Annotated in this window: 19 protein-coding genes; 11 read left to right on the plus strand and 8 right to left on the minus strand. The window is 64.6% G+C overall.

Going from position 1 to position 19,971, the window contains the following annotated elements; genetic code table 11:
* Together hpnI and hpnK are read left to right on the plus strand one after the other, a co-directional pair.
* A complete protein-coding gene (gene hpnI, locus HHL14_RS09890) occupies window positions 1-1,275 on the plus strand; it encodes a bacteriohopanetetrol glucosamine biosynthesis glycosyltransferase HpnI (protein WP_169497422.1) in 1,275 nt (424 codons plus the stop codon).
* A gap of 20 nt (window positions 1,276-1,295) precedes the next feature.
* On the plus strand, window positions 1,296-2,126 hold the full coding sequence (hpnK, locus tag HHL14_RS09895; protein ID WP_169497423.1) for a hopanoid biosynthesis-associated protein HpnK: 831 nt from the start codon (window positions 1,296-1,298) through the stop codon (window positions 2,124-2,126).
* A 49-nt stretch (window positions 2,127-2,175) separates the two neighbouring features.
* Here the strand turns inward: hpnK and HHL14_RS09900 are convergent, their stop codons facing one another.
* The 7 genes from HHL14_RS09900 to HHL14_RS09930 form a co-directional block, all read right to left on the minus strand.
* Entirely contained in the window at window positions 2,176-5,235 is a 3,060-nt protein-coding gene (locus tag HHL14_RS09900; protein WP_169497424.1) for an efflux RND transporter permease subunit, read from the minus strand.
* Window positions 5,232-6,377: an efflux RND transporter periplasmic adaptor subunit gene (locus HHL14_RS09905; RefSeq protein WP_169497425.1), complete on the minus strand. Its 1,146-nt coding sequence runs from the start codon at window positions 6,375-6,377 to the stop codon at window positions 5,232-5,234. Before HHL14_RS09905 ends, HHL14_RS09900 begins: the two co-directional genes overlap by 4 nt.
* Window positions 6,367-7,752, minus strand: a complete 1,386-nt coding sequence (locus tag HHL14_RS09910) for a TolC family protein (protein ID WP_169497609.1) — start codon at window positions 7,750-7,752, stop codon at window positions 6,367-6,369. The genes HHL14_RS09905 and HHL14_RS09910 overlap by 11 nt, the downstream gene beginning before the upstream one ends.
* A 418-nt stretch (window positions 7,753-8,170) precedes the next feature.
* Window positions 8,171-8,656 carry a hypothetical protein gene (locus HHL14_RS09915; RefSeq protein ID WP_169497426.1) on the minus strand — a complete coding sequence of 162 codons (486 nt, stop codon included), beginning with the start codon at window positions 8,654-8,656 and terminating at the stop codon, window positions 8,171-8,173.
* 160 nt (window positions 8,657-8,816) lie between these two features.
* Entirely contained in the window at window positions 8,817-8,966 is a 150-nt protein-coding gene (locus HHL14_RS33935) for a hypothetical protein (protein ID WP_407945275.1), read from the minus strand.
* Window positions 8,967-9,082: 116 nt separating this feature from the next.
* Window positions 9,083-9,829, minus strand: a complete 747-nt coding sequence (locus HHL14_RS09925; protein ID WP_169497428.1) for a hypothetical protein — start codon at window positions 9,827-9,829, stop codon at window positions 9,083-9,085.
* Between the two features lie 403 nt (window positions 9,830-10,232).
* Window positions 10,233-10,592 carry a DUF6173 family protein gene (locus HHL14_RS09930; RefSeq protein ID WP_169497429.1) on the minus strand — a complete coding sequence of 120 codons (360 nt, stop codon included), beginning with the start codon at window positions 10,590-10,592 and terminating at the stop codon, window positions 10,233-10,235.
* Window positions 10,593-10,870: 278 nt separating this feature from the next.
* On the opposite strand from HHL14_RS09930, the gene HHL14_RS09935 reads away from it, so the two are divergent.
* The 3 genes from HHL14_RS09935 (at window position 10,871) to HHL14_RS09945 (ending at window position 13,885) form a co-directional block, all read left to right on the plus strand.
* Window positions 10,871-11,533 carry a response regulator gene (locus HHL14_RS09935; protein WP_169497430.1) on the plus strand — a complete coding sequence of 221 codons (663 nt, stop codon included), beginning with the start codon at window positions 10,871-10,873 and terminating at the stop codon, window positions 11,531-11,533.
* Entirely contained in the window at window positions 11,530-12,903 is a 1,374-nt protein-coding gene (locus HHL14_RS09940) for a sensor histidine kinase (RefSeq protein ID WP_169497431.1), read from the plus strand. Before HHL14_RS09935 ends, HHL14_RS09940 begins: the two co-directional genes overlap by 4 nt.
* A gap of 82 nt (window positions 12,904-12,985) precedes the next feature.
* Window positions 12,986-13,885 carry a ProQ/FinO family protein gene (locus tag HHL14_RS09945; protein WP_169497432.1) on the plus strand — a complete coding sequence of 300 codons (900 nt, stop codon included), beginning with the start codon at window positions 12,986-12,988 and terminating at the stop codon, window positions 13,883-13,885.
* Window positions 13,886-13,926: 41 nt separating this feature from the next.
* Here HHL14_RS09945 and HHL14_RS09950 read toward each other — a convergent pair whose 3' ends face one another.
* Window positions 13,927-15,276 (minus strand): TAXI family TRAP transporter solute-binding subunit, encoded by a 1,350-nt coding sequence (locus HHL14_RS09950; protein WP_169497433.1) that lies wholly within the window; start codon window positions 15,274-15,276, stop codon window positions 13,927-13,929.
* A gap of 264 nt (window positions 15,277-15,540) precedes the next feature.
* On the opposite strand from HHL14_RS09950, the gene HHL14_RS09955 reads away from it, so the two are divergent.
* The 6 genes from HHL14_RS09955 to HHL14_RS09980 all read left to right on the plus strand — a co-directional run bounded on the left by HHL14_RS09955 (window position 15,541) and on the right by HHL14_RS09980 (window position 19,942).
* Entirely contained in the window at window positions 15,541-16,047 is a 507-nt protein-coding gene (locus tag HHL14_RS09955) for a DUF2946 family protein (RefSeq protein ID WP_169497434.1), read from the plus strand.
* Between the two features lie 145 nt (window positions 16,048-16,192).
* Window positions 16,193-17,104: a hypothetical protein gene (locus HHL14_RS09960; RefSeq protein ID WP_169497435.1), complete on the plus strand. Its 912-nt coding sequence runs from the start codon at window positions 16,193-16,195 to the stop codon at window positions 17,102-17,104.
* A 74-nt stretch (window positions 17,105-17,178) separates the two neighbouring features.
* Window positions 17,179-17,559 carry a copper resistance CopC family protein gene (locus HHL14_RS09965; RefSeq protein WP_230412977.1) on the plus strand — a complete coding sequence of 127 codons (381 nt, stop codon included), beginning with the start codon at window positions 17,179-17,181 and terminating at the stop codon, window positions 17,557-17,559.
* Window positions 17,560-18,086: 527 nt separating this feature from the next.
* Window positions 18,087-18,764 carry a CsgG/HfaB family protein gene (locus HHL14_RS09970; RefSeq protein WP_169497436.1) on the plus strand — a complete coding sequence of 226 codons (678 nt, stop codon included), beginning with the start codon at window positions 18,087-18,089 and terminating at the stop codon, window positions 18,762-18,764.
* A 121-nt stretch (window positions 18,765-18,885) separates the two neighbouring features.
* Window positions 18,886-19,251 carry a DUF4810 domain-containing protein gene (locus tag HHL14_RS09975; RefSeq protein ID WP_169497437.1) on the plus strand — a complete coding sequence of 122 codons (366 nt, stop codon included), beginning with the start codon at window positions 18,886-18,888 and terminating at the stop codon, window positions 19,249-19,251.
* Window positions 19,252-19,261: 10 nt separating this feature from the next.
* The gene (locus HHL14_RS09980; RefSeq protein WP_169497438.1) at window positions 19,262-19,942 is read left to right on the plus strand and encodes a DUF799 domain-containing protein; all 681 of its coding nucleotides are present in this window, start codon (window positions 19,262-19,264) and stop codon (window positions 19,940-19,942) included.
* The last annotated feature ends 29 nt before the right edge of the window (window positions 19,943-19,971 follow it).

Here is a 19,971-nt window from a genome sequence, read left to right on the forward strand (position 1 = left end):
ATGCTGGCGCACGCATTGACGGTAGGTGAATGGGTTCTGCTGGCGGGGTGCATCGGCGCATCGATCTATACGATGGCAGCCGCGTTGACGATGCCGTTTTTCACCGCGCGGCATAAGTCGAATCATCATGGCAGGACCACGCGTGCCGCGCGCAATGCGTCGCTCAACGGCGCCTGTCATGCCGCCACTTCTTTCCATCCGTTCTCGCAGGTCGGCGTCAGCGTGCTGAAACCGCTGTGCGGCGCCGAGCCGCGCCTTTACGAAAATCTGCGCACCTTCTGCGAACAGCGGCATCGGCACTTCCAGCTGGTGCTCGGCGTGTCGTCGCCGCACGATCCGGCGATCGCGGTGGTGCGCCGTTTGCAGGCCGCCTATCCAACGCACGACATCGAACTCGCGATCGACACGCGCGTGCACGGCAGCAATCTGAAGGTCAGCAATCTGATCAACATGGCGGCGCGCGCGCGTCACGACGTGATCGTGATCGCCGACAGCGACATCGCGGTCGATGCGGATTATCTCGACAGCGTGGCCGCGCCGCTCGCGGACCCGAACGTCGGCGTGGTCACGTGCCTGTACGTCGCGCGCGGCGTCGGCGGTTTCTGGCCGCGCGTCGGCGCATTGTTCATCAACGAATGGTTCGCGCCGTCGGTGCGCGTTGCGCATGCGCTGGGTTCGCGCCGCTTCGGCTTCGGTGCGACGCTCGCGTTGCGGCGCGCGACGCTCGATCGCATCGGCGGCTTCGATGCGCTGAAGAATTGCCTCGCCGACGATTACTGGCTTGCCGAACACGTGCGCGCACTCGGGTTGCAAACGGTGCTGTCGCGCGTGATGGTCGCCACCGACGTGATCGAGCCGACCTTCGCCGCGCTGTGGCAGCGCGAAACGCGCTGGCTGCGCACGATCCGCTCGATCAACCCATCCGGTTTCGCGTCGCTGCTGATCACGTTCCCGACGCCTTGGCTGTTGACGAGCGTGTGGCTGAGCGCGTCGTTGGCGACGAGCGCGTGCGTTCATACGCCGTTCGCGGTGGTGGTGGCGAGCGCATCGGCGAGCGCGCTGAGCTTTGGCGCGCGCCTGCTGCTGCATCTGCGGGCGTCGCGCCGCACGCGTACGTTCTGGCGCGATCTGCCGCTGCTGCCGTTGCGCGATACGCTGCTCGCGCTGCAATGGCTCGTCAGCGCGTTCGGTTCGCAGGTGGCGCGGCGCGGCGCGCGCATGCAGGTCGGCACGACGGCCGCCGAGCGTCGTGGTCGGCTCGACAGTCTCACGTGAATCGCGCGATGAAACCTGCAATGGAACCCTCGACACCGAACGCCACCCGCGGACTGATCGTCACCGCCGACGACTTCGGCCTGCATCCGCGCGTCAATGCCGCGGTCGAACGCGCGCATCGCGACGGCGTGTTGCGCGCCGCGAGCCTGATGGTCGGCGCGCCGGCCGTCGAGGATGCGCTCGCCCGCGCACGGGCGTTGCCGGCGTTGCGGGTGGGCCTGCATCTGGTGCTCGCCGACGGCGCCGCGCTGACGCCGCGCGCGCAGATCGCCGCGTTGCTCGACGAGCATGGCCGCTTCGGCAGCAACATGGTGCGCGACGGCATGCGTTTTTTCTTTCTGCCGCACGTGCGCCGGCAACTCGCGCGCGAAATTCGCGCGCAATTCGAAGCGTTCGCCGCGACCGGCCTGACACTCGACCACGTGAACACGCACAAGCATTTTCATCTGCATCCGACCGTGCTCGATCTGATTCTCGACATCGGCCGCGACTACGGAATGAAGGCGATGCGTCTGCCGTTCGAGGCGAACGCGCCGCTCTGGCTACGCCCGTGGATCGCGCACGTGAAGACGCGGCTCGAGCGCGCGGGCGTCGCGCACAACGACTACGTGGTCGGTATCGCCGCGAGCGGCCGCATGGACGAAGCGGCGTGGCTCGCCGCGCTCGCCGATCTGCCGCACGGGGTCGGCGAGATCTACTGTCATCCGGCGTTCTGCGGCGATGCGTTGAGCGATGGCATGCGCGATTACCGTCATGCCGACGAACTGCAGGCGCTGCTGTCGCCGCGCGTGGCCGCCGCGATCCGCGCGCTGGGCGCGCGGGTCGGGGGATTCGCGGACGTGCTGGCGTGAGATAACGGCTGCCGCGCGGCACGCACGACGCACCGTGCGTACCGATCGATCACACAGCCTGCTTCTTCATCAACAGCTTCAGCAGGACTGGCAGCAGTACCAGCACGAGCGGCAATTGCACGATCAGCCCGGAAATGATCGCGATCGCGAGCGGTTGCTGCATCGCCGAGCCTTGCCCCAACGCGAACGCGAGCGGCAACAGCGCGAGGATCGCGGCGATCGTCGTCATCGCGATTGGACGCAGACGGTTGCGGCCGGCGGCCTGCAACGCGTCGTCGAACGGCATGTCCTCGTCGCGCACCAGCGCCTGCAACTCCGACACATAGAAGATCGCGACCTCGGTGACGATGCCGATAATCATCGTCATCCCCATCATCGCCGAGATGTTCAACTCGATACCGGTGATCCACAGGCCGATGAAGACCGCTCCCGCCGCGAGCAGCGGCATGATCAACACTGCGAGCGCGACCCGCAGTCGTTCGTAGAGGAACAGCAGCAGCCCGAACACCAGCGCGATCGCCGCGCCGAACACGCTCAGCAGCCCCTTGAAGGCAATCTGCTGTTGCTGGTACAGACCGCCGAGTTCGTAGTAGACGCCGGCGGGCAGCAGGTTCGCGTCGCCGAGCGCCTTTTGCACGTCGGCAATCGTCGAACCGAGATCGCGCCCGTCGATGCGCGCGGTCACGGCGACCATCCGCTTCAGGTTCGAGCGGCTGATCTCGGGCTGACCGGTCACCGTCACGCGATCGGCGACGCGCTTCAGCGCGAACAGATGTCCGTCCGGCGCGCGGATCTGTAACTGTCCGAGTTGCGTATCGGTCATCTGGCGCACGCCGTCGACCCGCACGCGCACGCCGACCGTTTTCGGGCCGCTCTGGAATTGCGTCGCGACGTTGCCTTCGAGCATATCGGTGACCGCCTGCGCGATCGCCTGCGGGTCCATCCCTTCTGCCGCGGCGGCAGCGGGCAGGATGTGCAGTTCGATCGCATCGCCGGCGGGATTGATGCCGTCGTTCACATCGACGATGCCTTGAATCTGGCCGATGCGCGCGGCGACCTTGCGCGCGGTGGCGTCGAGCGTGTTGGGGTCGTCGGAGAAGATCTTGATCTGCACCGGCTGCGGCACCGCGGTCAGATCGCCGATCAGATCTTCCATCAGCTGCGCGAGTTCGATGCTGACGCCCGGCACCTGCGCGTCGATCTGAGAGCGGATTTCCTCCATCACGGTGTCGATCGGTTCGCGCTTGCCGGACTTCAGCCGCACGAAAAAGTCGCCTTTGTTCGGCTCGTTCAGATCGCCGCCGAGACCCGCGCCGGTGCGTCGCGAATAGGTCGCGACGTTCGGATTGGCGCGCACGATCTGCTCGATCTGCTTCATCAGCCGGTCGGTTTCGGTGATCGAGGTGCCCGGCCGCGTGTGATAGTCGAGCACGAAGCCGCCTTCGTCCATGCTCGGCATGAAGCCGCTGCCGACGCGCGTGAACGCGAACGCCGCGACGACGATCAACGGCACGACGCCCAGCAACACGAGCGGCGGCCGTGCGATCACACGCCCGACCGTCACCGCATAGCGACGGTTCAGCCACGCGGCGAAACGCGTTTCCTTGTGCTCCTCGGCGTCTTCCGGCTTCAGCCAGCGGTCGCACAGGATCGGCACCGCGAGCCACGTGACCAGAAACGAAATCAGCAGCGCGCTTGCCATCGTCAGCGACAGCGCCTTGAAAAACGCCCCCGTCACGCCTGACAGAAAGGCGAGCGGCACGAAGATGATCAGCGTCGCCGCCGACGAACCCGCGAGCGGCCGCGTAAATTCGAGCGCCGCGGCCATCACGCGGCCGTGAAACGCGCGCGCGCCGGCCTCGCGCATGCGTCGCACGATGTGTTCGATCATCACGATCGCATCGTCGATCACGAGGCCGACCGCCGCGGCCATGCCGCCTAGCGTCATGATGTTGAAGCCCATGCCGAACACGTCGAGCAGCAGGATCGTCGTGGCCATCACGACCGGCACCAGCGCGACCGCGATCGCGGTGATCTTCCAGTTGCGCAGGAACACGAACAGCGTCAGTGCGGCGAGCACCACGCCGATCATGATCGCGTCGCGCACGCTGGTGGCCGACGCGATCACGAGTTCGCTCTGGTCGTACCAGTTCGACAGATGCACGCCTGCGGGCATCTGCGGCTCGAACGCGGCGAGCTTCGCACGAATCGCGCGCGCCATCGCGACGCTGTTCGCGCCGGGCTGTTGATAGACGTTCAGCAGGACCGCATCCTGACCGTCGGCGGTGACGCGCATCCATTGCGGCACGACGCCCTGGCTCATCGTCGCGACGTCGCCGAGACGGACCTGCGCGCCGTTTGCATTGGCGTTGGCGGACACGACGACGTTGCGCAGTTCGTCGAGCTGCGTGATGGTCGAATTCGTGACGACGAGGTACAGCTTGTCGTGATCCTCGATGCGGCCGTTCGCCATCAGCACGTTGCTGGCGCCGATCGCCTTCGAGACATCCGCGAGCGACAGCTTGTACGCGGCGAGGCGTGCGGGATCGATGGCAACCTCGAACTCGTCCAGCGCGCCGCCGGTCACCTCGACGCGCGCGACGCCTTCCACCGACGACAGCAGCGGCCGCATCTGGAACTGCGCGAGATCGCGCAGCGCGGCGAGCGATTGTCGCGTCGACGTCAGGCTGTACGCGAGCACCGGAAACACGGTCGGGTCCATGCGCCGCACCTGCATCGTCGTGCCGGGCGGCAGCGTCGCGAGAATTTCGCTGATCGCCGATTGCGCCTGCAAGGTCGCCTGCGCCATGTCGGTGCCCCAGTCGAAGTTCAGCGAGATTTCCGCGGCGCCGCGGCTCGTCGTCGAGTTGACGTCGCGCACGTTCGGCACGTGGCGCAGCGCTTCCTCGACCGGCATCGTGACGAGCGTCGTCATCTGCTCGGCGGGGCGGTCGCCGGCATCGAGCGACACGACCGCGCGCGGAAACGCGACGTTCGGAAACAGCGAGATCGGCAGACGGAACGCGGTCAGCGCGCCGGCAATCGCGAGCAGCGCGATCACGAACAGTAGCGAGCGGCGATGCGTCTGCATCCATTGGCCGAAGTTCATCGCGCGCCATCTCCACCGGTGCGTACCGCCATGCCGTCGTTCAACTCATAGTTGCCGCTGGTGACGACACCGAGCGCGGGATCGAGCGGCCCATCGACGCCATAGCGCGCTCCGTTTTCGACCGCGATGTTCACCGCGACGCGATGGGCACGGTGCTGCGGCGTGATCTGGAACACGTACGCGTGCTGACCGTCCTCGAGCACGGCCGCGCGCGGCAGGATCCAGTGCGTGCCGTTGCGCGTCGCGATGTCGGCGACGACGCGCGTGCCCGGGATGAACGGCGTCTGCGCGAGCGGGAACGTCGCGCTGACGTTGACCAGTTGGGATTGCTGATCGATCGATGCGCCGACCAGAATCACGCGGCCTTCGACGGAGGTCTTCGCGAGCGCGGCGGACAGGCCGCGCAGGGTCACCGTATCGCCGGGGTGGGTTGTGGCGGCATCGCTGGGCTCTACGCCGAGCAGCACGTTGGCTCTTGCGTCAGGGCTTGCGTCACGATTCGTGCCGCTCGCGAGCTGCAGGATTGCCGCGCCGGCCTGCAACTGGTCGCCTTGTGCCGCCGACAACTGCAGCACCACGCCGTCGAACGGCGCCGTCACGATCTTGTCGCCGTTTGCGATGCCGGTCCGATTCTGCGCGGCGAGCGCTTCGCGCGCATCGTCGACGGCCTTGCTTGCATTGGCGAGCTGCGATTGCGTCGCGAGGTTTTTGTCGTACAGCGACCGCATGCGTGTTAACTCGCCTTGCGCGAGCGTCAGCGCGCTTCTCGCCTGGGCGGCGGCAAGCACGGCAGCGGGATCGGCCTGCACGACGCACAGAGGCGCGCCGCGTTTGACGGTTTCGCCGGCCTGCACGCGCATCTGTGCGATACGCGCGACGTAGGGCAGGTTGATCGTCGTCACGCTCGACGCGGTGGCCGCGACGATCCCGAAGCCGCGCACGGGTTGGGCAATCTCGGCGCGTTGCACGCGCACGGTCTGTACCGCGACCGACGGTTGCGGCTCGTGGGCGGCGCTATCGTCCGCGCGGACCGGATGAATGGCGGCATACAGCAGCACCGCGGCAACGAGCGGCGCGACGACGGCCGCGACACGCGGCCACGACCGTCGTGCTGAAAACAGGTTAAGCGGGCTATTTCGCATGAGTGTCGATGAAAGTCTGGGCGGAAGAGAAGGCATCGGGAATCGCGCTGCCGAGCAGCGCCTGCAAGCCGACACGCTGTTCGGCGAGCGCTTCGCGCAACGTCGCGACGTCGATGCGTTTGGTGAGCGCGGCGCTTTGCGCATCGGTGTAGGCGCCGAGCGCGAGGTCGTGGTCGGCGTAGGCCGCGGCGGACTCCTGCGCGGTGCGCTCGACGCCCGGCAGCGCGGCCTCGGTCTGCTGCAACTGGCGCGCGAGGATCGTGCTGTCCTCGCGTAGCCGCGCAACGTCCGCGTAGGCCTGGTTCAGGCGCGTCTGGTATTCGTCGCGCAGCCGTTGGCGGGTCGCTTTTTCGATCGCGACGTTGCCCTGATTGCGATTGAAGATCGGCAGACTCAGATTGATCTGGAAGCCGCTCGTGTAGATGTTCGACGTGTCGCGTGCGCGTACGAAGCCGACCGACAGGCTCGGAAACTGGCTCAGAATCGCCGCGCGATATTTCTGCTCCTGCGCCTCATAGCCGGCTTGCAACGCGATCAGGTCGGGGCGACGATGCGCGAGGTTGGCGAGGGCCGCGTCGAGCGTGGTGTCGGAAAGCGGCTCGGTGTCGAGATCGTGATCCATCTGCAACTGCACCTGCACGTCCGGTGCGAGACCGAGCAGCGCATTCAGATCGTGATGCGTTTGCGCGGCCGTGCGTTCGGCGTCGGTGTATTGCTTGCGCGCATCGTTGTAGGCGAGCAGTGCGGTAGTGAGCGTGTCGTCGGTCAGGTTGCCGTCGGCGCGCGCCGCGGCCATGCGCTCGTAGCGCGTGCGCGCGAGATCGCGCTGCTGTTGCAACAGCGGTAGCGTGCGCTGCTGGAAGCAACGCTTGATGAACAGCTGCCGCGCCTGCGCGACGATCTGCCATTCCTGCCACAGCAGGCCGAGATCGGTCTTCGCGACCGTTGCGTCGGCGGATTGCTTGTTGGCGCTGCGCAGCACGATCGCCATCACGTCGATGCTCAGGCCGTAATTGAACGCGCGCGTGGTGCCGGCCGCGCCCGGATAATCGCTCGACACGCTCAATTGCGGATCGGGCAACAGGCCCGCCGAATACGCCTGCGCGCGGGCGATGCCGAGATCGTCGCGGGCCAGCTTCAGGTCGGGATTGTTGGCGACCGCGAGCATCGCGACTTCGTCGATGTCGAGACCATCGGCGGGATCGAAGCGATGTGCGGCCAGCTCGGGCAACGGCATGCTGTCGGGATCGATGTGGATGCGTTCGAGCGAACGCGCGGACGTGGAGGTGTCCTGCGGCGCGAGCGGCTCGCGGTGATACATCGCGCAGCCGCCGACGAGCAGCGCGCACAGCGGCACGAGCGCACGCAGACGCATCGACCGGGATGCGGATGCAACGCGCGACGCAGCCAGCGACGCAAATGTCGACGCGGTGGCCGCAACGGCATGGGAAGCAGACAAAATCCGGCTCCTGTGAATCGGTGAAGAGGCGGGCGATCGGGACGATGCCTCGCAAGCGGAGCCAATTGTGAGAAGTACGCGCTTAAGACAGGCTTAACGTGTGGTTGCGTGTGATGATCGGCGGGTGATGGATGGGTGGTTGGGGCGTTGGTTTGCGAGCTATAAGGAGAGACGTGGTGCGGTCGGGCGGCTGATTTTGCGGCTGGGTGTCTGGCCTTTCTTCACTATCGGTGCGCTTTTTTTTCGTTGTTATTCGACAGGGCGCGGCTTGTATTACGCATTACGAGCGCAGGATCTGCGCGAACGCGCGAGCGATCGTGCCTTCAATCCGCAGTCACGATAAAGACCACGGATCGACCTTGCCGCCCTCGATCACGAAATGCTTCGCGTCGGAGTCGGGTTCAAACACGCGCCAGTCTTCTTCATTTTCTACACCGTGCGGGGTGACGGTGAGCCGCAAGCCGCGCGACAGTATGAGAGTCACGGTCGCCATATCGCCTACGTCTATACCTTGAACCGTTGTCGTATGGCTCGGCATGAGCCAATCGTGTATCCGGTGCGCTGTAAAGCGGATACTGTCCTCCGATACTGAAAAATCCGCGTAGGACGCGAGGAGCTGGCCATTCTGTTCCAGTCTCCAGCCGCATTGAATATGCAGCGCCCAGGCGCCGCCTTCGAGAAGCGTTCCTCGGCGAGTCGTGTACTGCTTCTGCGGGCCAAAATGAAGTGTCAACATGTCTGCCGCGTAGCTGACAGAGCTTATATCGAGGCCAACAAGCGCGGAAAGGCGGCGCTGGATCTCTTCTTTGGTGTTAGTCATCGCCGTCTCGGAACATGTCTTGAGCCTGCTCCATCATTTCGTGACCGTCATGCCGAAGAACTGCAGGCGCTGCCATGTGCTGGCTTGATGTGGTGGGGGCGGGTAACGCGCGATGGCGGTATCGTCCGGACGATGGTTTACGGCGTGCGGTCTATGTTTGTTAAGACCTGTCGACTGGATCCTGCGTCACCGACATGTACTGCCTGATGTCGGGCTGACCGAGCGCAATCACGTTGAGCATGGCGACGCCAAGCCGCCGCGCGAATTCGTCGTCGATCTTGAAGTCGTGTTCGTCGAGCAAAATTGGCATCTTGATCTTCCCAGCCACAAGGGGAGCCACCTCCGCGGGATCGACGGATTGCACGGTAAGGGCTTGATTTTCCTCAGAGTACGTTAGAACCACTGAATACGGCGGATGGGAAACCATCAATATCCTCTGCACTGTTGATAATTGTCGAACACATTTTTCTCACAAATGGCACGGCCTCGAGAACCGCTCATCGGTCTGGCGATCGCGCTACAAAATTCCATGTCGCGCTCATACTGTTCAAAGCAGGCTGACTCTGTAGCTTCGCTCACACCCCGTGCGGCGAGGTCAGTCACATCGACACCCACCGCGTTTTCAGAATACCCGAACGGCTGCGCGTCCCCGAGCGGCGTCGAAACCGGTGTAGCGATGGTCCCATCGGGCAGCACGTCGCCCGGGCGCGCGAACCAGATCGCAAGGCCGTCGTCGGCGGGCAGCCTCGGCAATCTCGGGCGTTCAAGCGAACGCGCGGCACGCACGACAGGCTGCGTGCGTCCGAAGAGCTGGGATGGTGTGACGGTCTCGTAGTACGGCCGGATCTCCTGCTGAATGGGCGCGGCGCTTCTGTTCGGTGCCAGCGGCTTCGATATAACGGCAATCACTTCGCTGCGCCCGACGGCAGCCTGCAGCGCCCGCACGAGCTGTTCCGGCGTAGCGCCGCTTGGCAATGCGCCGACGCGCGCATCGCGCAGGAACGGGAGGAGTCGTCTTAGCTGACGGCCGTCGCGCGCGAGTTCTTGCGCCGCGGCCGAGGTGATGAGCCGGTGGCCCTCGCGCGCCTCGTCGCTCAACGGGTTGCCGCGGTATTCGTACCGCGTGTAGAGCGTGCAACTCCGGTGGATTCCAACCTTGAAATCAATTGCCATCTATTGTGTCGTACTGGCCAGATCAGCCGATACAACTATCACGGCGGCCGCATTGCGCGTTGCAAAGAATGCCTTCCCGATTTCGCCGCGAAGGCTTGAAGTAGGCTCCGACAGGCGCCGGAACGCACTGCGACGCGAGCGATGGCAACTGGAACATCGTGGGAAACTGTCAACACGCACAGATGCATGCAAACAGCGATAACACTGAAGCCGGAACGGCGACTAAGACCGACGCTCGGACCAGGCTTGGTAAGGGCGTCACCACATTCAAATCCAGCACAAACATGAATGTGCCGAGGTTCACGACTCCAGCAAAAGTCCCTGGAGAGGGGCCAAACTGGAATCTACGATATTTTGAAGAATGCCCGCTGAGCCGAAAAGCCAGCGGGCTTTTCCCGTCCATTTACTGCGCCAGAAAACCGATGGGCCGAGTGGGTTTTTCGGTGCGAACCTTCACGAGTAACACGGACGTTTGAGTGAAGTGCTGGACGAGCCGTGCTTCTTCGCCGGTCTCGATAATGCCGTCGAAACAAAAAAACTGGCCCGAAAGTGTCAGTCGAGTGATTTGTAGCGAGATCGTCTTGCCGAACGATGCCAGAAGTCCGCCAACTGCTTCACCGTTCTCCAGTGAGTCCTGGAATTCTTCGATTTCGGCCCTTAGTGTTTCGAATGCATATTCGACCGGTGTTTTAATCTCCGGCAAAGGCGCAGCCGGCAGCGGTTCGAACGTTGAAACGGGCTGTATCAGGCTTGATTTGGGCATTTCTCTTCCCGGCAAATGGGTTGTAGGAGAACGGCGGTCAGATACAACTTTTCAGAAGCGTTGGAATGCACCCTCGCGAATATTAGCGTGTTCGGGCTCACAAGAGTGGCGCCGCGTCGGCGCGCAGGCTGTCGAAGCTGGCGCACGTCCGGCTGGGGTTTAGTCATTGACAATGACTCGACATGATTCGTTATGAATCGTCCTCAGTGTTAAGGTCTCGTTAAGCCGCCGCAACCGATAATACGGCCGCTCAATTCGCACGAAAGAGGGGAGAGGCCATGCGCCTGCTACTGGTCGAAGACGACGACATGATCGCGGAATCGGTGCTCGGCGCGATGCGCCGCGCGGGCTATGCGATCGACTGGGCCGAGGACGGCCGCGCGGCGGAACTGTCGCTCGGCAACGATGTGTACGACCTCGTGCTGCTCGATCTCGGCCTACCGAAGAAGGACGGCATCGACGTGCTGAACGCATATCGCCGCAACGGCGGGGCGGCGCCGGTCATCATCCTGACCGCGCGCGACGCGGTCGACGAACGCATCCGCGGCCTCGACGCCGGCGCCGACGACTACCTCGTCAAGCCGTTCGATCTCGACGAACTGGCCGCGCGCATCCGCGCGTTGCTGCGCCGGCGCACCGGCCAGAAGCAGCCGGTCTACAGCCACGGCGAACTGACGCTCGATCCCGCCGCGCACGAAGTCACCAAAGACGGCGCGCCGCTGCCGCTCGTGCCGCGCGAATTCGCGCTGCTGCAGGCGCTGATCGAGGAGCCGACGCGGGTGTTCACGAAGGCCGAGCTCGAAGACAAGCTGTATGGCTGGGGCGAGGAAGTCGGCAGCAATACGATCGAAGTGCATGTGCACAGCCTGCGGCGCAAGATCGGCGCGGAGCAGATCGTGACCGTGCGCGGCGTCGGCTATCGCCTGAAGCGATGCGGATGACGTCGATTCGCCGCTGGCTGCTCGGTTGGCTGATCTTCGGCATGGCGGCGGCCTCGGTGGTCGCGGCCTACGCGATCTTTCATACCGCGCGGCGCGAAGCCAGCGAACTGTTCGACTACGAGCTGCGCACGGTCGCGCTATCGTTGCCGTCGAATCTGAGCGGCACGGGCGGCGGCGAGCATCACGACCCCGACTTGGGCGATCTGGCCGACGACCGCATCGTCATCGCGATCTGGAACGACAGCGGCGCGCTGGTCTATCACTCCGCGCAGGCGCCGGTGTTCGAGCGTCTGCCGCCGGGTTTCCATACGGTGACGCGCGGCGACTATCACTGGCGCGCTTTCGGCGTCGCGCAGAAAGACCGCTACGTGCAGGTCGCACAGCCGGTCTCGGTGCGCGAGGATCTCGCGCTGCATCTTGCGTTGCATACGCTGTGGCCGCTTGGCGTACTGTTGCCGGTGACGATCCTGCTGGTGCTGCTGGTGGTCGCGCGTGGGCTCGCGCCGATTGGTGGGCTGTCGCGCGCGCTCGCGACGCGCTCGATCGATTCGCTCGAACCACTGCGGCTCGACGGCACGGTGCCGGTCGAAATCCGCCCGCTCGTCGAAGCGCTGAACGATCTGCTGCAACGTCTGCATACGGCGTCGCAGGCGCAGCGCACGTTTATCGCCGATGCCGCGCACGAATTGCGCTCGCCGCTTGCGGCGCTGAAGCTGCAACTGCAGGCGGCGTCGTGCGATGGTTCGCTGAGGGGCGAGGGGCAGACGCTCGAGCGCGTCGAGTATCGCGTGAATCGCATCATCCATCTGGTGCAGCAACTGCTGACGCTTGCGCGCGAGGACGCGCAGCCGGTTACGTCGAGGGTGCCGGTCAGTCTGCGCCGCATCGGCGAACAGGCGGTCAGCGACTGCTCTTTGCTCGCGGAGCTGCGCGAGATCGATCTGGGACTCGAATGCGAACACGCGCGTGAATCGAAGGATGCGTATAGGGTGCTCGCCGAACCGCACGGGATGAGCGTGCTATTAGGAAACCTGATCAATAACGCGATCCGCCATACGCCGCCCGGCGGCCGGGTCGATGTGGTGCTTACGCGCTCGGACGGGCAGGTCGGCTTCGAAGTCGTCGATAGTGGCTCGGGCATTCCGGAGGCGGAACTCGCCCGCGTATTCGACCGTTTCTATCGCGGCGAGGATTCGAAGGGCGAGGGCAGCGGGCTCGGCCTCGCGATCGTCGCGCGGATTGCCGAGCGTCATCAGCTGGCGCTGTCGCTGCGCAACAACGTCGGCGCGCCCGGCTTGCGCGTCACCGTAACGGGGCTGCGCGCGCACGATGCCGACACGTCCGTCGCGGCCGCGGGCGAGCCGTCCTGATTCCACTGTGGGGTTGTCACGAGCGCGTTGGCGCACGCTGCTACAATCTCGTCTTTACAGATCGACAGATTGGTTGTGCACTATGGGTTTCGAACAACTCGCTGAACTGAAGAAGCAACTGGCTGCGGCGCGTGCCGCTACCGAGTCCACCGGCAAGTCCGACCGCAAGTCGGCTGCGCGGCCCGCTTCGAAGTCTGGTGGCAAGCCTGCTTCAGATCCGGCCGCGAATTCTGCCGCCAATGCCGGCGCGCGGTCTGGCGGCCGTTCCTCGGCGAAGCCGGCCGGCAAGGCTGGCGGCCGCCCGGACGGCAAGCCGGGCTCGCGGCCCGCTCGCCCGCAGCAGCGTGGTGCGGCGCCCGCGGCTCAGGCGGCGGACGCGAAACCGGTCGATCCGGTGGTGCGCTCGATCGGTCGTCTGCAAAAGCGTTTCCCGGTTGCGTTCCCGAAGAACCCCGCGCCGAAGCTGCCGCTGAAAATCGGTATTTTCGAAGACCTCGTCGTGCATGCGAAGGATCTGTCGCTGACGGAAGCCGAATTGCGCGACGCGATCAAGACGTGGTGCCGTGGCGGCCGTTACTGGAAGAGCCTCGTCGAAGGCGCGGCGCGTGTCGATCTGGCGGGCGTCGAAGCCGGCAAGGTTACCGCTCAGGAAGCCGCTGGCGCGCAGCGTCTGCTCGCGCATCGCGCGGCGAAGGGCGCGCAGAAGGCCGCTGAAACGGCAGCCGGCGCGAATGCGGCGGGCGATGCGGGTGCGGCCACGCAGAATGTAGCTGCAGCTGGCGAAGCGCCGACCGATGCGGCAAGCGCGGCGGTAGCAGCCGAACCGGCGGCTCCGCAGGCGGACGCACCGGCGGTATCGGTGGAACAGGCTCAGGCCGACGTTGCCGCGAATGCTGCCCATAACGCTGCCGATAACATCTCGGACAGCACCCCGGCCAAGCCGCAGGCCGACACCCCCGCGTCCACCCCCTCCCAGGCGTAATCTCCGCCGTCGGCCCGCGCGATCTCGCTTAGAGGCAGCGCTCACGAGGCCGCGACGGGCCGCGCGGTCGTCAAGCGACCGCGCACAAATCCCACATGTTCGCGTAGTACATAGAACGCATCCGCGTAGGCGAGCGGCATGCGTAACTGGTTCAGCGCGCTCTCGATCTGGTCGAGCTGCGCGAGCAGGCGCGTGCGCTCTTCATCGGTGGCGCCGGCCAGCGCGTGCCGTTCGATCGCGATCAGCGAACCGTAATAGCGATAGATGCGCGAGCGCACCCGCCAGCGATACAGCGCCGGAATCACCCGCATCGCCGGCACCAGCAGCACGGCGATCGGCAACAACAGCACGAGCGTGCGATCGCCAATACTCGCGATCCAGAACGGCAGCGTCCGATACAGAAAGCTCTTGCCGGTCCGGTAATAGCGCTGCGCGTCCTCGCTGATCGCGTATTCGTGCGCAACCGGATTCGGAAACTGCCCGGTACGCTGCAACAGACCCGCGGCGCCGTGCACTTCCTGCGCCGCCTCGATCAGCAGATCGGAGATTGCCGGATGCAGCGTGCGCCGCGCGACGAGCTCGACCGTCGGGCTGATCAGATGCACGGTGTCGGGCGGAATGCGTCGCTTCAGATCGAGCAGGCCGGGCGGCAGGTCGATCTGGTCGAGAAACGGAAAGAGCCGCGTATACGCGCTCGCTTCGTCGAAATTCATCACCGAGATGCCGGGCACGCGCAACAGCCGCAGCATCAGCCCGCGCGTCGCGGAGTCGCCGCTGAGGATCGCCGCATCGACTTCGCCGGCCACCAGTTGGGTGGCCGCCTGCAGCCCGTCGCTCGGCACCAGCGTGGTGTCGCCGCCGGGTTCGATGCCGTTCGCGGCCAGCAGTTGCAGCGCGAGCAGGCGCGTGCCGCTGCCTTCGCGGCCGATCGCGATGCGCTTGCCTTCGAGCTCGGCCAGTTGCGTCAACTCCGAGCCGCGATAGAACACGATGACCGGTACGTAGAACACGCTGCCGAGCGAGACCAGCGACGACGTATCGAGCCCTTGCGCGACGCCGCCCTGCACGAGCGCGACGTCGACATGCTGTTTCGGGTCCAGCAGCCGCTTGAGGTTCTGCACCGAGCCGTCGGATTCGAGCACGTTCAGGTGGATGCCGTTGCGCGCGAGGATCTTGCGGTACTGGTCCGCGGTGACGGCAAACGAGCTGTCGCGCGGACCGGCGCTGATCGTGATCGTGCGCGGTGGCGCCGGATTGGCGACCCACACGACCAGCACGACCACCAGCGCGATCAGGAGCGCGGTGACGAAGTAGGGCAGCACGTGGTCGCGCCATTCGGCGCGCGTGGACACGCCGGGAAAGTGCGGTGGACGCGGGCGCTGCGCTTTCATGAAGACTCCGTGCCGGAAGCCGGGATCAGGCATTGTCGCCTGTGCGCGGCGGCTTTGCCGTCGGCAGTTTGCTCTATTGACCAGGCCTCGGGCGGGGCATCTCAGGTTGCGAAATCCGGGCGCGGACGGGATGAAATGCGGCCGGATGTGTGGGTGGGAGGCGGCCGGAGATGGTTAGCCGCGCATCGCCTGCATGGCATAATTTGCCGCAAATCGTAGTCCTGCAAGCATGGACTGCTTACTCGCAGCGTGGCTGCCGGGCATATGTTGAAGCGTTGGCATCGGAAGATCGGCAGTTGGCTCGGATTGCTCGCGATCCTGCTGGCGACGCTCGCGCCGACGGTTTCGCAGACGCTCGCCGCGCATGGTGCCCACGGCGCTCCGGGCGCTCAAGGTGCGATGGCGGATGGGCATTGCCAGATGGCGTCGATGGATGGCATGGACGCGATGGACGACGCTGGGGCAGACTCGATGCCCGGCATGTCGATGCCGCCCACCGAGTACACCGACACCGCCGACACCGCGCGAGCCGTCGCCACCACCCCCGACGACCCCACCCATCCCCCCGGCAAACACGCACAGCTACCTAACGGCGACGTCTGCGGCTATTGCAGCCTGCTCGCGCATCTACCGACGATGCCTGGCGTCGAAACCCTGTTCGTCGTCGCGGTCCACGCGCGCGAGCAGATCGTCGCCACCCGCTTCGACAGCGTGCGCCGCGTGGAGCCGCCGAGCTTCGCGCAGCCGCGCGCCCCGCCTTCCGCTTCCTGATCCGGGTCCCCGGCGAGTTCCACCGATTCCTTCGGGCTCGCCATGACGCGATGCGCTGAATTCGCATTGCGAATGCCCGCGCGCGCCTTCCCATGTCGACAGTCGCGCGCCGGCATCGTCATCACCACTCAGACAGGATGCAGTCATGAATACTCGAACAACGCGCGGCCAGCGAGCGCCACGCGCGGCGCCGTTCGTCGCGGCATCGATCACGTGGCTCGGCGCATTCGGCCTGCTGGCCGCGGCGCCTTGCGCGTACGCCCATGCGATCGCGGGCGACCGCGTGTTTCCGTCGACGCTCGCAGTCGACGACCCCGGCGTCGGCGACGAAGCCAACTTCCAGTACGGCCACCAGCGCGTGCCGGGCGACAGCGGCGATCAAAGCATCAACACCTTCAGCTTCGAATACGACAAGCTGATCACGCCGCGCCTCGCGATCTCGGTCGACGGCGCCTACGTGATGCAGAACAACCCCGGCGCGCGCGGCTTCGACAACTTCGGCATCGGTCTGAAGTACCTGCTGTACGTGAACGAGCCGCACGAGCTGATGACGTCGATCGGCGTCGATGCCGAACTCGGCGGCACCGGCAGCCGCGCGATCGCCGACAACTTCTCGACGATCTCGCCGACGGTCTACGTCGGCAAGGGCATGGGCGATCTGCCCGATGCGCTCGCGTATCTGCGTCCGCTCGCGCTCACCGCCGAAGCCGGGCCCGCGCTGAGCACCGGCGCCGGCCAGCCGAATGCGTTCAACTACGGCTTCACGGTGCAGTACAGCCTGCCGTATCTGCAGCAGCACGTGCACGACGCGGGGCTGCCGCAGCCGCTTGCGAGCCTGATTCCGCTCGTCGAGATTCCGCTGTCGCGCAGCCAGGGGCAGACGACCGGCACCGTCAATCCGGGCTTCATCTGGATGAATCGTTATGGACAGTTCGGCGTCGAGGCGCAGATCCCGGTCAACCGCGCGAGCGGATCGCACGTCGGCATTCTGGTGCAGGCGCATCTGTTCCTCGACGACATTGCGCCGGGCACGATCGGCAAGCCGCTATTCCAGTAGTTGAACGCAACCGCTTTGCATAAGGCCGTAGCAGGCGCTCAGGTGCCCGCTACGGTCGATTCAGGAGAAAGACCATGAAGACGATGCAAACCACTTTGCGGCATCGCACGATGCGTATCGCCGCCGCGCTCGCCGGCCTGACCTTCGCGAGCGCCGCGTTCGCGCACGTGTTTCCGCAGAAGCAGGAGCCGGGAGCGGGTGCTTCGGTGACGGCGCCCGCCCAGGTGAAAGTGAGCTTCGACGGCCCGCTCGAACCGGCCTTCAGCTCGCTGAGCGTCACGGATGCGAGCGGCAAGACCGTCACCACGCAGAAATCCAGCGTCGACGCGCAGCAGCCCGCCGTGATGAGCGTGCCGCTGCCGACGCTCGCGGCCGGGCACTACACCGTGCATTGGGTCGCGGTGGCCTCCGACGGGCATCGCACGCATGGCGACTATGGGTTTGACGTGAAGTAGGGCGATCGGCGGAGTATCAGTGAGGCATCAGCGAAGCGCCGCATTATCGGTTCGGCACAGGACCGTCAATGCGGCGCTTGAGGATTTCGACGTGAATTTGATCAAAAACATGACGTGAATCAGATGCAGAAGATGAAATGAAATAATTGACGCCCGACATTAGTCAAGTCGCATAACCCTGAAAATAACGAATTCGCTTTTATTTCAATCTGACATTTCATTTCAATTGGACAGGTCTTAATTTTCTCAATCGTTGCGAGCGCGCATCGGATTTTGCAAAGCGTGACAAATCGTTTCGCGCAAACGCGCTAGTATCACGCCCGATATTCAATCGCAGCGCACCTGCCGCAGCGCTCGCGGCCTCATGCGAAACCCAATCCAGATACCCCGCCGCTAGAGCTGGGGATTCGCCGCGCTGTTTCTATCGGTTGCTTATCGGGGTCGCTTTTGACCCGCATTTCGAATTGCATTCCGGTCATTTATTTTTATGTGTCGGTTGCTTCTGAATTATTCATGGGGATTCTCAATTGAAAACTTCTACCCGACTCAGCGTGCTGGTGCTGGCCTCCATTGCCGGCGCACTTGGCGGTTGCGCAACCGAATCGTCGCGAACCTTGCCGGTGCCCGTGGTCAGCAGCGCGCAAACGCCTTATGCGGGCAAGCCGGTCGAAATCGCACTCGGCAAATTCGATAATCGCTCGAGCTATATGCGCGGGCTCTTCTCCGACAACATCGACCGTCTCGGCAGCCAGGCGAAGACGATTCTGATCACGCGCCTGCAGCAGACCCATCGCTTCAACGTGCTCGATCGCGACAACCTCGACGAAATCCGCCAGGAAGCCACGTTCATGAAGAAAGCGCAGAACGTGAAGGGCGCGCGCTTCGTCGTGACCGGCGACGTGACCGAATTCGGCCGCAAGGAAGTCGGCGACCAGCAGCTGTTCGGCATTCTCGGCCGCGGCAAGAGCCAGATCGCCTACGCGAAGGTGAACCTGAACATCGTCGATACGACGACTTCCGAAGTCGTGCTGTCGAGCCAGGGCGCGGGCGAATACAGCCTGTCGAACCGCGAGGTCATCGGCTTCGGCGGTACCGCCAGCTACGACTCCACGCTGAACGGCAAGGTGCTCGATCTGGCGATTCAGGAAGCCGTCAATCATCTGGTCGAGCAGGTCGATGCGGGTGCGTTGAACGCGGCGAAATAAGCCGCGCCTAAGTCGGCGCAAAAACGGGCGCCGAAGCGGGCGCCGCGACCTCGGCGCTCAGCGGTTGCGCTCATTGAGCGCCACATCGCGCACATAACAATTCACCACTCATTTTTTCGCCATGAAAACCACACTCAAGAAGACCGCATGGCTGCCGCTCGTCGCAGTCGCGGCGGTGCTGACGGGCTGCGCCGCGCCGCAGCCCAAGCCGCTTTACCAATGGGACGGCTATCAGCCGCAGGTCTACGAATATTTCAAGGGACAGTCGAGCCCCACGCAACAGATCGACGCGCTCGAAAAAGCGCTGCAGACGATCCGCGCGCAGGGCAATACGCCGCCGCCGGGTTTCCACGCGCATCTGGGCATGCTGTACGCAAGCGTCGGCAAGGATCAGGAAGCGAAGCAGGAATTCGCCGCCGAGGAGCAATTGTTCCCGGAGTCGTCGACGTATATGGACTTTCTGCTGAAGAAGTCGAAGCAACCCTGAGGACCCTGCAATGCTGAAACTGATTTCCCTGAAACTCGGCGTGGCGCTGTCGATTCTCGGCCTGCTGGCCGCGTGCGCAACGCAACCGCATCACGCTCAGACGGATTACACCGCGTTCAAGAAGGCGCAGCCACATTCGATCCTGGTGCTGCCACCGGTGAACGACTCGGCGGACGTGAAGGCGTCGTCGAGCATGCTGTCGCAAATGACGCAGCCGCTCGCCGAAGCCGGTTACTACGTGATTCCGGTCGCGCTGATGGAAGAGACCTTCAAGCAGAACGGTCTGACCGCGCCGGCTGAAATCGAGCAGGTGTCGCCGGCGAAGCTGCGCGACATTTTCGGCGCGGACGCGGTGCTGTTTTCGAAGATCACGCAGTACGGCTCGGTCTACCGGGTGGTGGATTCGACCACGGTGGTGGCCGCGTCGGCGAAGCTCGTCGATCTGAAAACCGGCGACGTGCTGTGGCAGAAAACGGCGCGGGCCAGCGGCAAGGAAGTCGGCACGAACGTCGACTTCGGTTCCGGCAGCCTGATCGGTATGCTCGCGCAGGCGGCGATCAAGCAGGTCGCCCATTCGCTGACGGACGAGGGCCACGACGTCGCGGCTCTGACGAGCACGCGGCTGCTGTCGGCGGGGCCGCCGGATGGGCTGATGTATGGCCCGCGTTCGCCGAAGTTCGGTTCGGACTAAACGGCTGCACGGCTGCATGCCCGATCGCT

This window comes from Paraburkholderia antibiotica (genome assembly GCF_012927125.1).
Lineage (GTDB): Bacteria > Pseudomonadota > Gammaproteobacteria > Burkholderiales > Burkholderiaceae > Paraburkholderia > Paraburkholderia antibiotica.

Bases quoted from the DNA above. Each gene is read 5' to 3' on its own strand.
- hpnI (WP_169497422.1), top strand. From the start codon at position 1: ATGCTGGCGCACGCATTGACGGTAGGTGAATGGGTTCTGCTGGCGGGG.
- hpnK (WP_169497423.1), top strand. From the start codon at position 1,296: ATGGAACCCTCGACACCGAACGCCACCCGCGGACTGATCGTCACCGCC.
- HHL14_RS09900 (WP_169497424.1), bottom strand. From the start codon at position 5,235: ATGAACTTCGGCCAATGGATGCAGACGCATCGCCGCTCGCTACTGTTC.
- HHL14_RS09905 (WP_169497425.1), bottom strand. From the start codon at position 6,377: ATGCGAAATAGCCCGCTTAACCTGTTTTCAGCACGACGGTCGTGGCCG.
- HHL14_RS09910 (WP_169497609.1), bottom strand. From the start codon at position 7,752: ATGCGTCTGCGTGCGCTCGTGCCGCTGTGCGCGCTGCTCGTCGGCGGC.
- HHL14_RS09915 (WP_169497426.1), bottom strand. From the start codon at position 8,656: ATGACTAACACCAAAGAAGAGATCCAGCGCCGCCTTTCCGCGCTTGTT.
- HHL14_RS33935 (WP_407945275.1), bottom strand. From the start codon at position 8,966: ATGCCAATTTTGCTCGACGAACACGACTTCAAGATCGACGACGAATTC.
- HHL14_RS09925 (WP_169497428.1), bottom strand. From the start codon at position 9,829: ATGGCAATTGATTTCAAGGTTGGAATCCACCGGAGTTGCACGCTCTAC.
- HHL14_RS09930 (WP_169497429.1), bottom strand. From the start codon at position 10,592: ATGCCCAAATCAAGCCTGATACAGCCCGTTTCAACGTTCGAACCGCTG.
- HHL14_RS09935 (WP_169497430.1), top strand. From the start codon at position 10,871: ATGCGCCTGCTACTGGTCGAAGACGACGACATGATCGCGGAATCGGTG.
- HHL14_RS09940 (WP_169497431.1), top strand. From the start codon at position 11,530: ATGACGTCGATTCGCCGCTGGCTGCTCGGTTGGCTGATCTTCGGCATG.
- HHL14_RS09945 (WP_169497432.1), top strand. From the start codon at position 12,986: ATGGGTTTCGAACAACTCGCTGAACTGAAGAAGCAACTGGCTGCGGCG.
- HHL14_RS09950 (WP_169497433.1), bottom strand. From the start codon at position 15,276: ATGAAAGCGCAGCGCCCGCGTCCACCGCACTTTCCCGGCGTGTCCACG.
- HHL14_RS09955 (WP_169497434.1), top strand. From the start codon at position 15,541: ATGTTGAAGCGTTGGCATCGGAAGATCGGCAGTTGGCTCGGATTGCTC.
- HHL14_RS09960 (WP_169497435.1), top strand. From the start codon at position 16,193: ATGAATACTCGAACAACGCGCGGCCAGCGAGCGCCACGCGCGGCGCCG.
- HHL14_RS09965 (WP_230412977.1), top strand. From the start codon at position 17,179: ATGAAGACGATGCAAACCACTTTGCGGCATCGCACGATGCGTATCGCC.
- HHL14_RS09975 (WP_169497437.1), top strand. From the start codon at position 18,886: ATGAAAACCACACTCAAGAAGACCGCATGGCTGCCGCTCGTCGCAGTC.
- HHL14_RS09980 (WP_169497438.1), top strand. From the start codon at position 19,262: ATGCTGAAACTGATTTCCCTGAAACTCGGCGTGGCGCTGTCGATTCTC.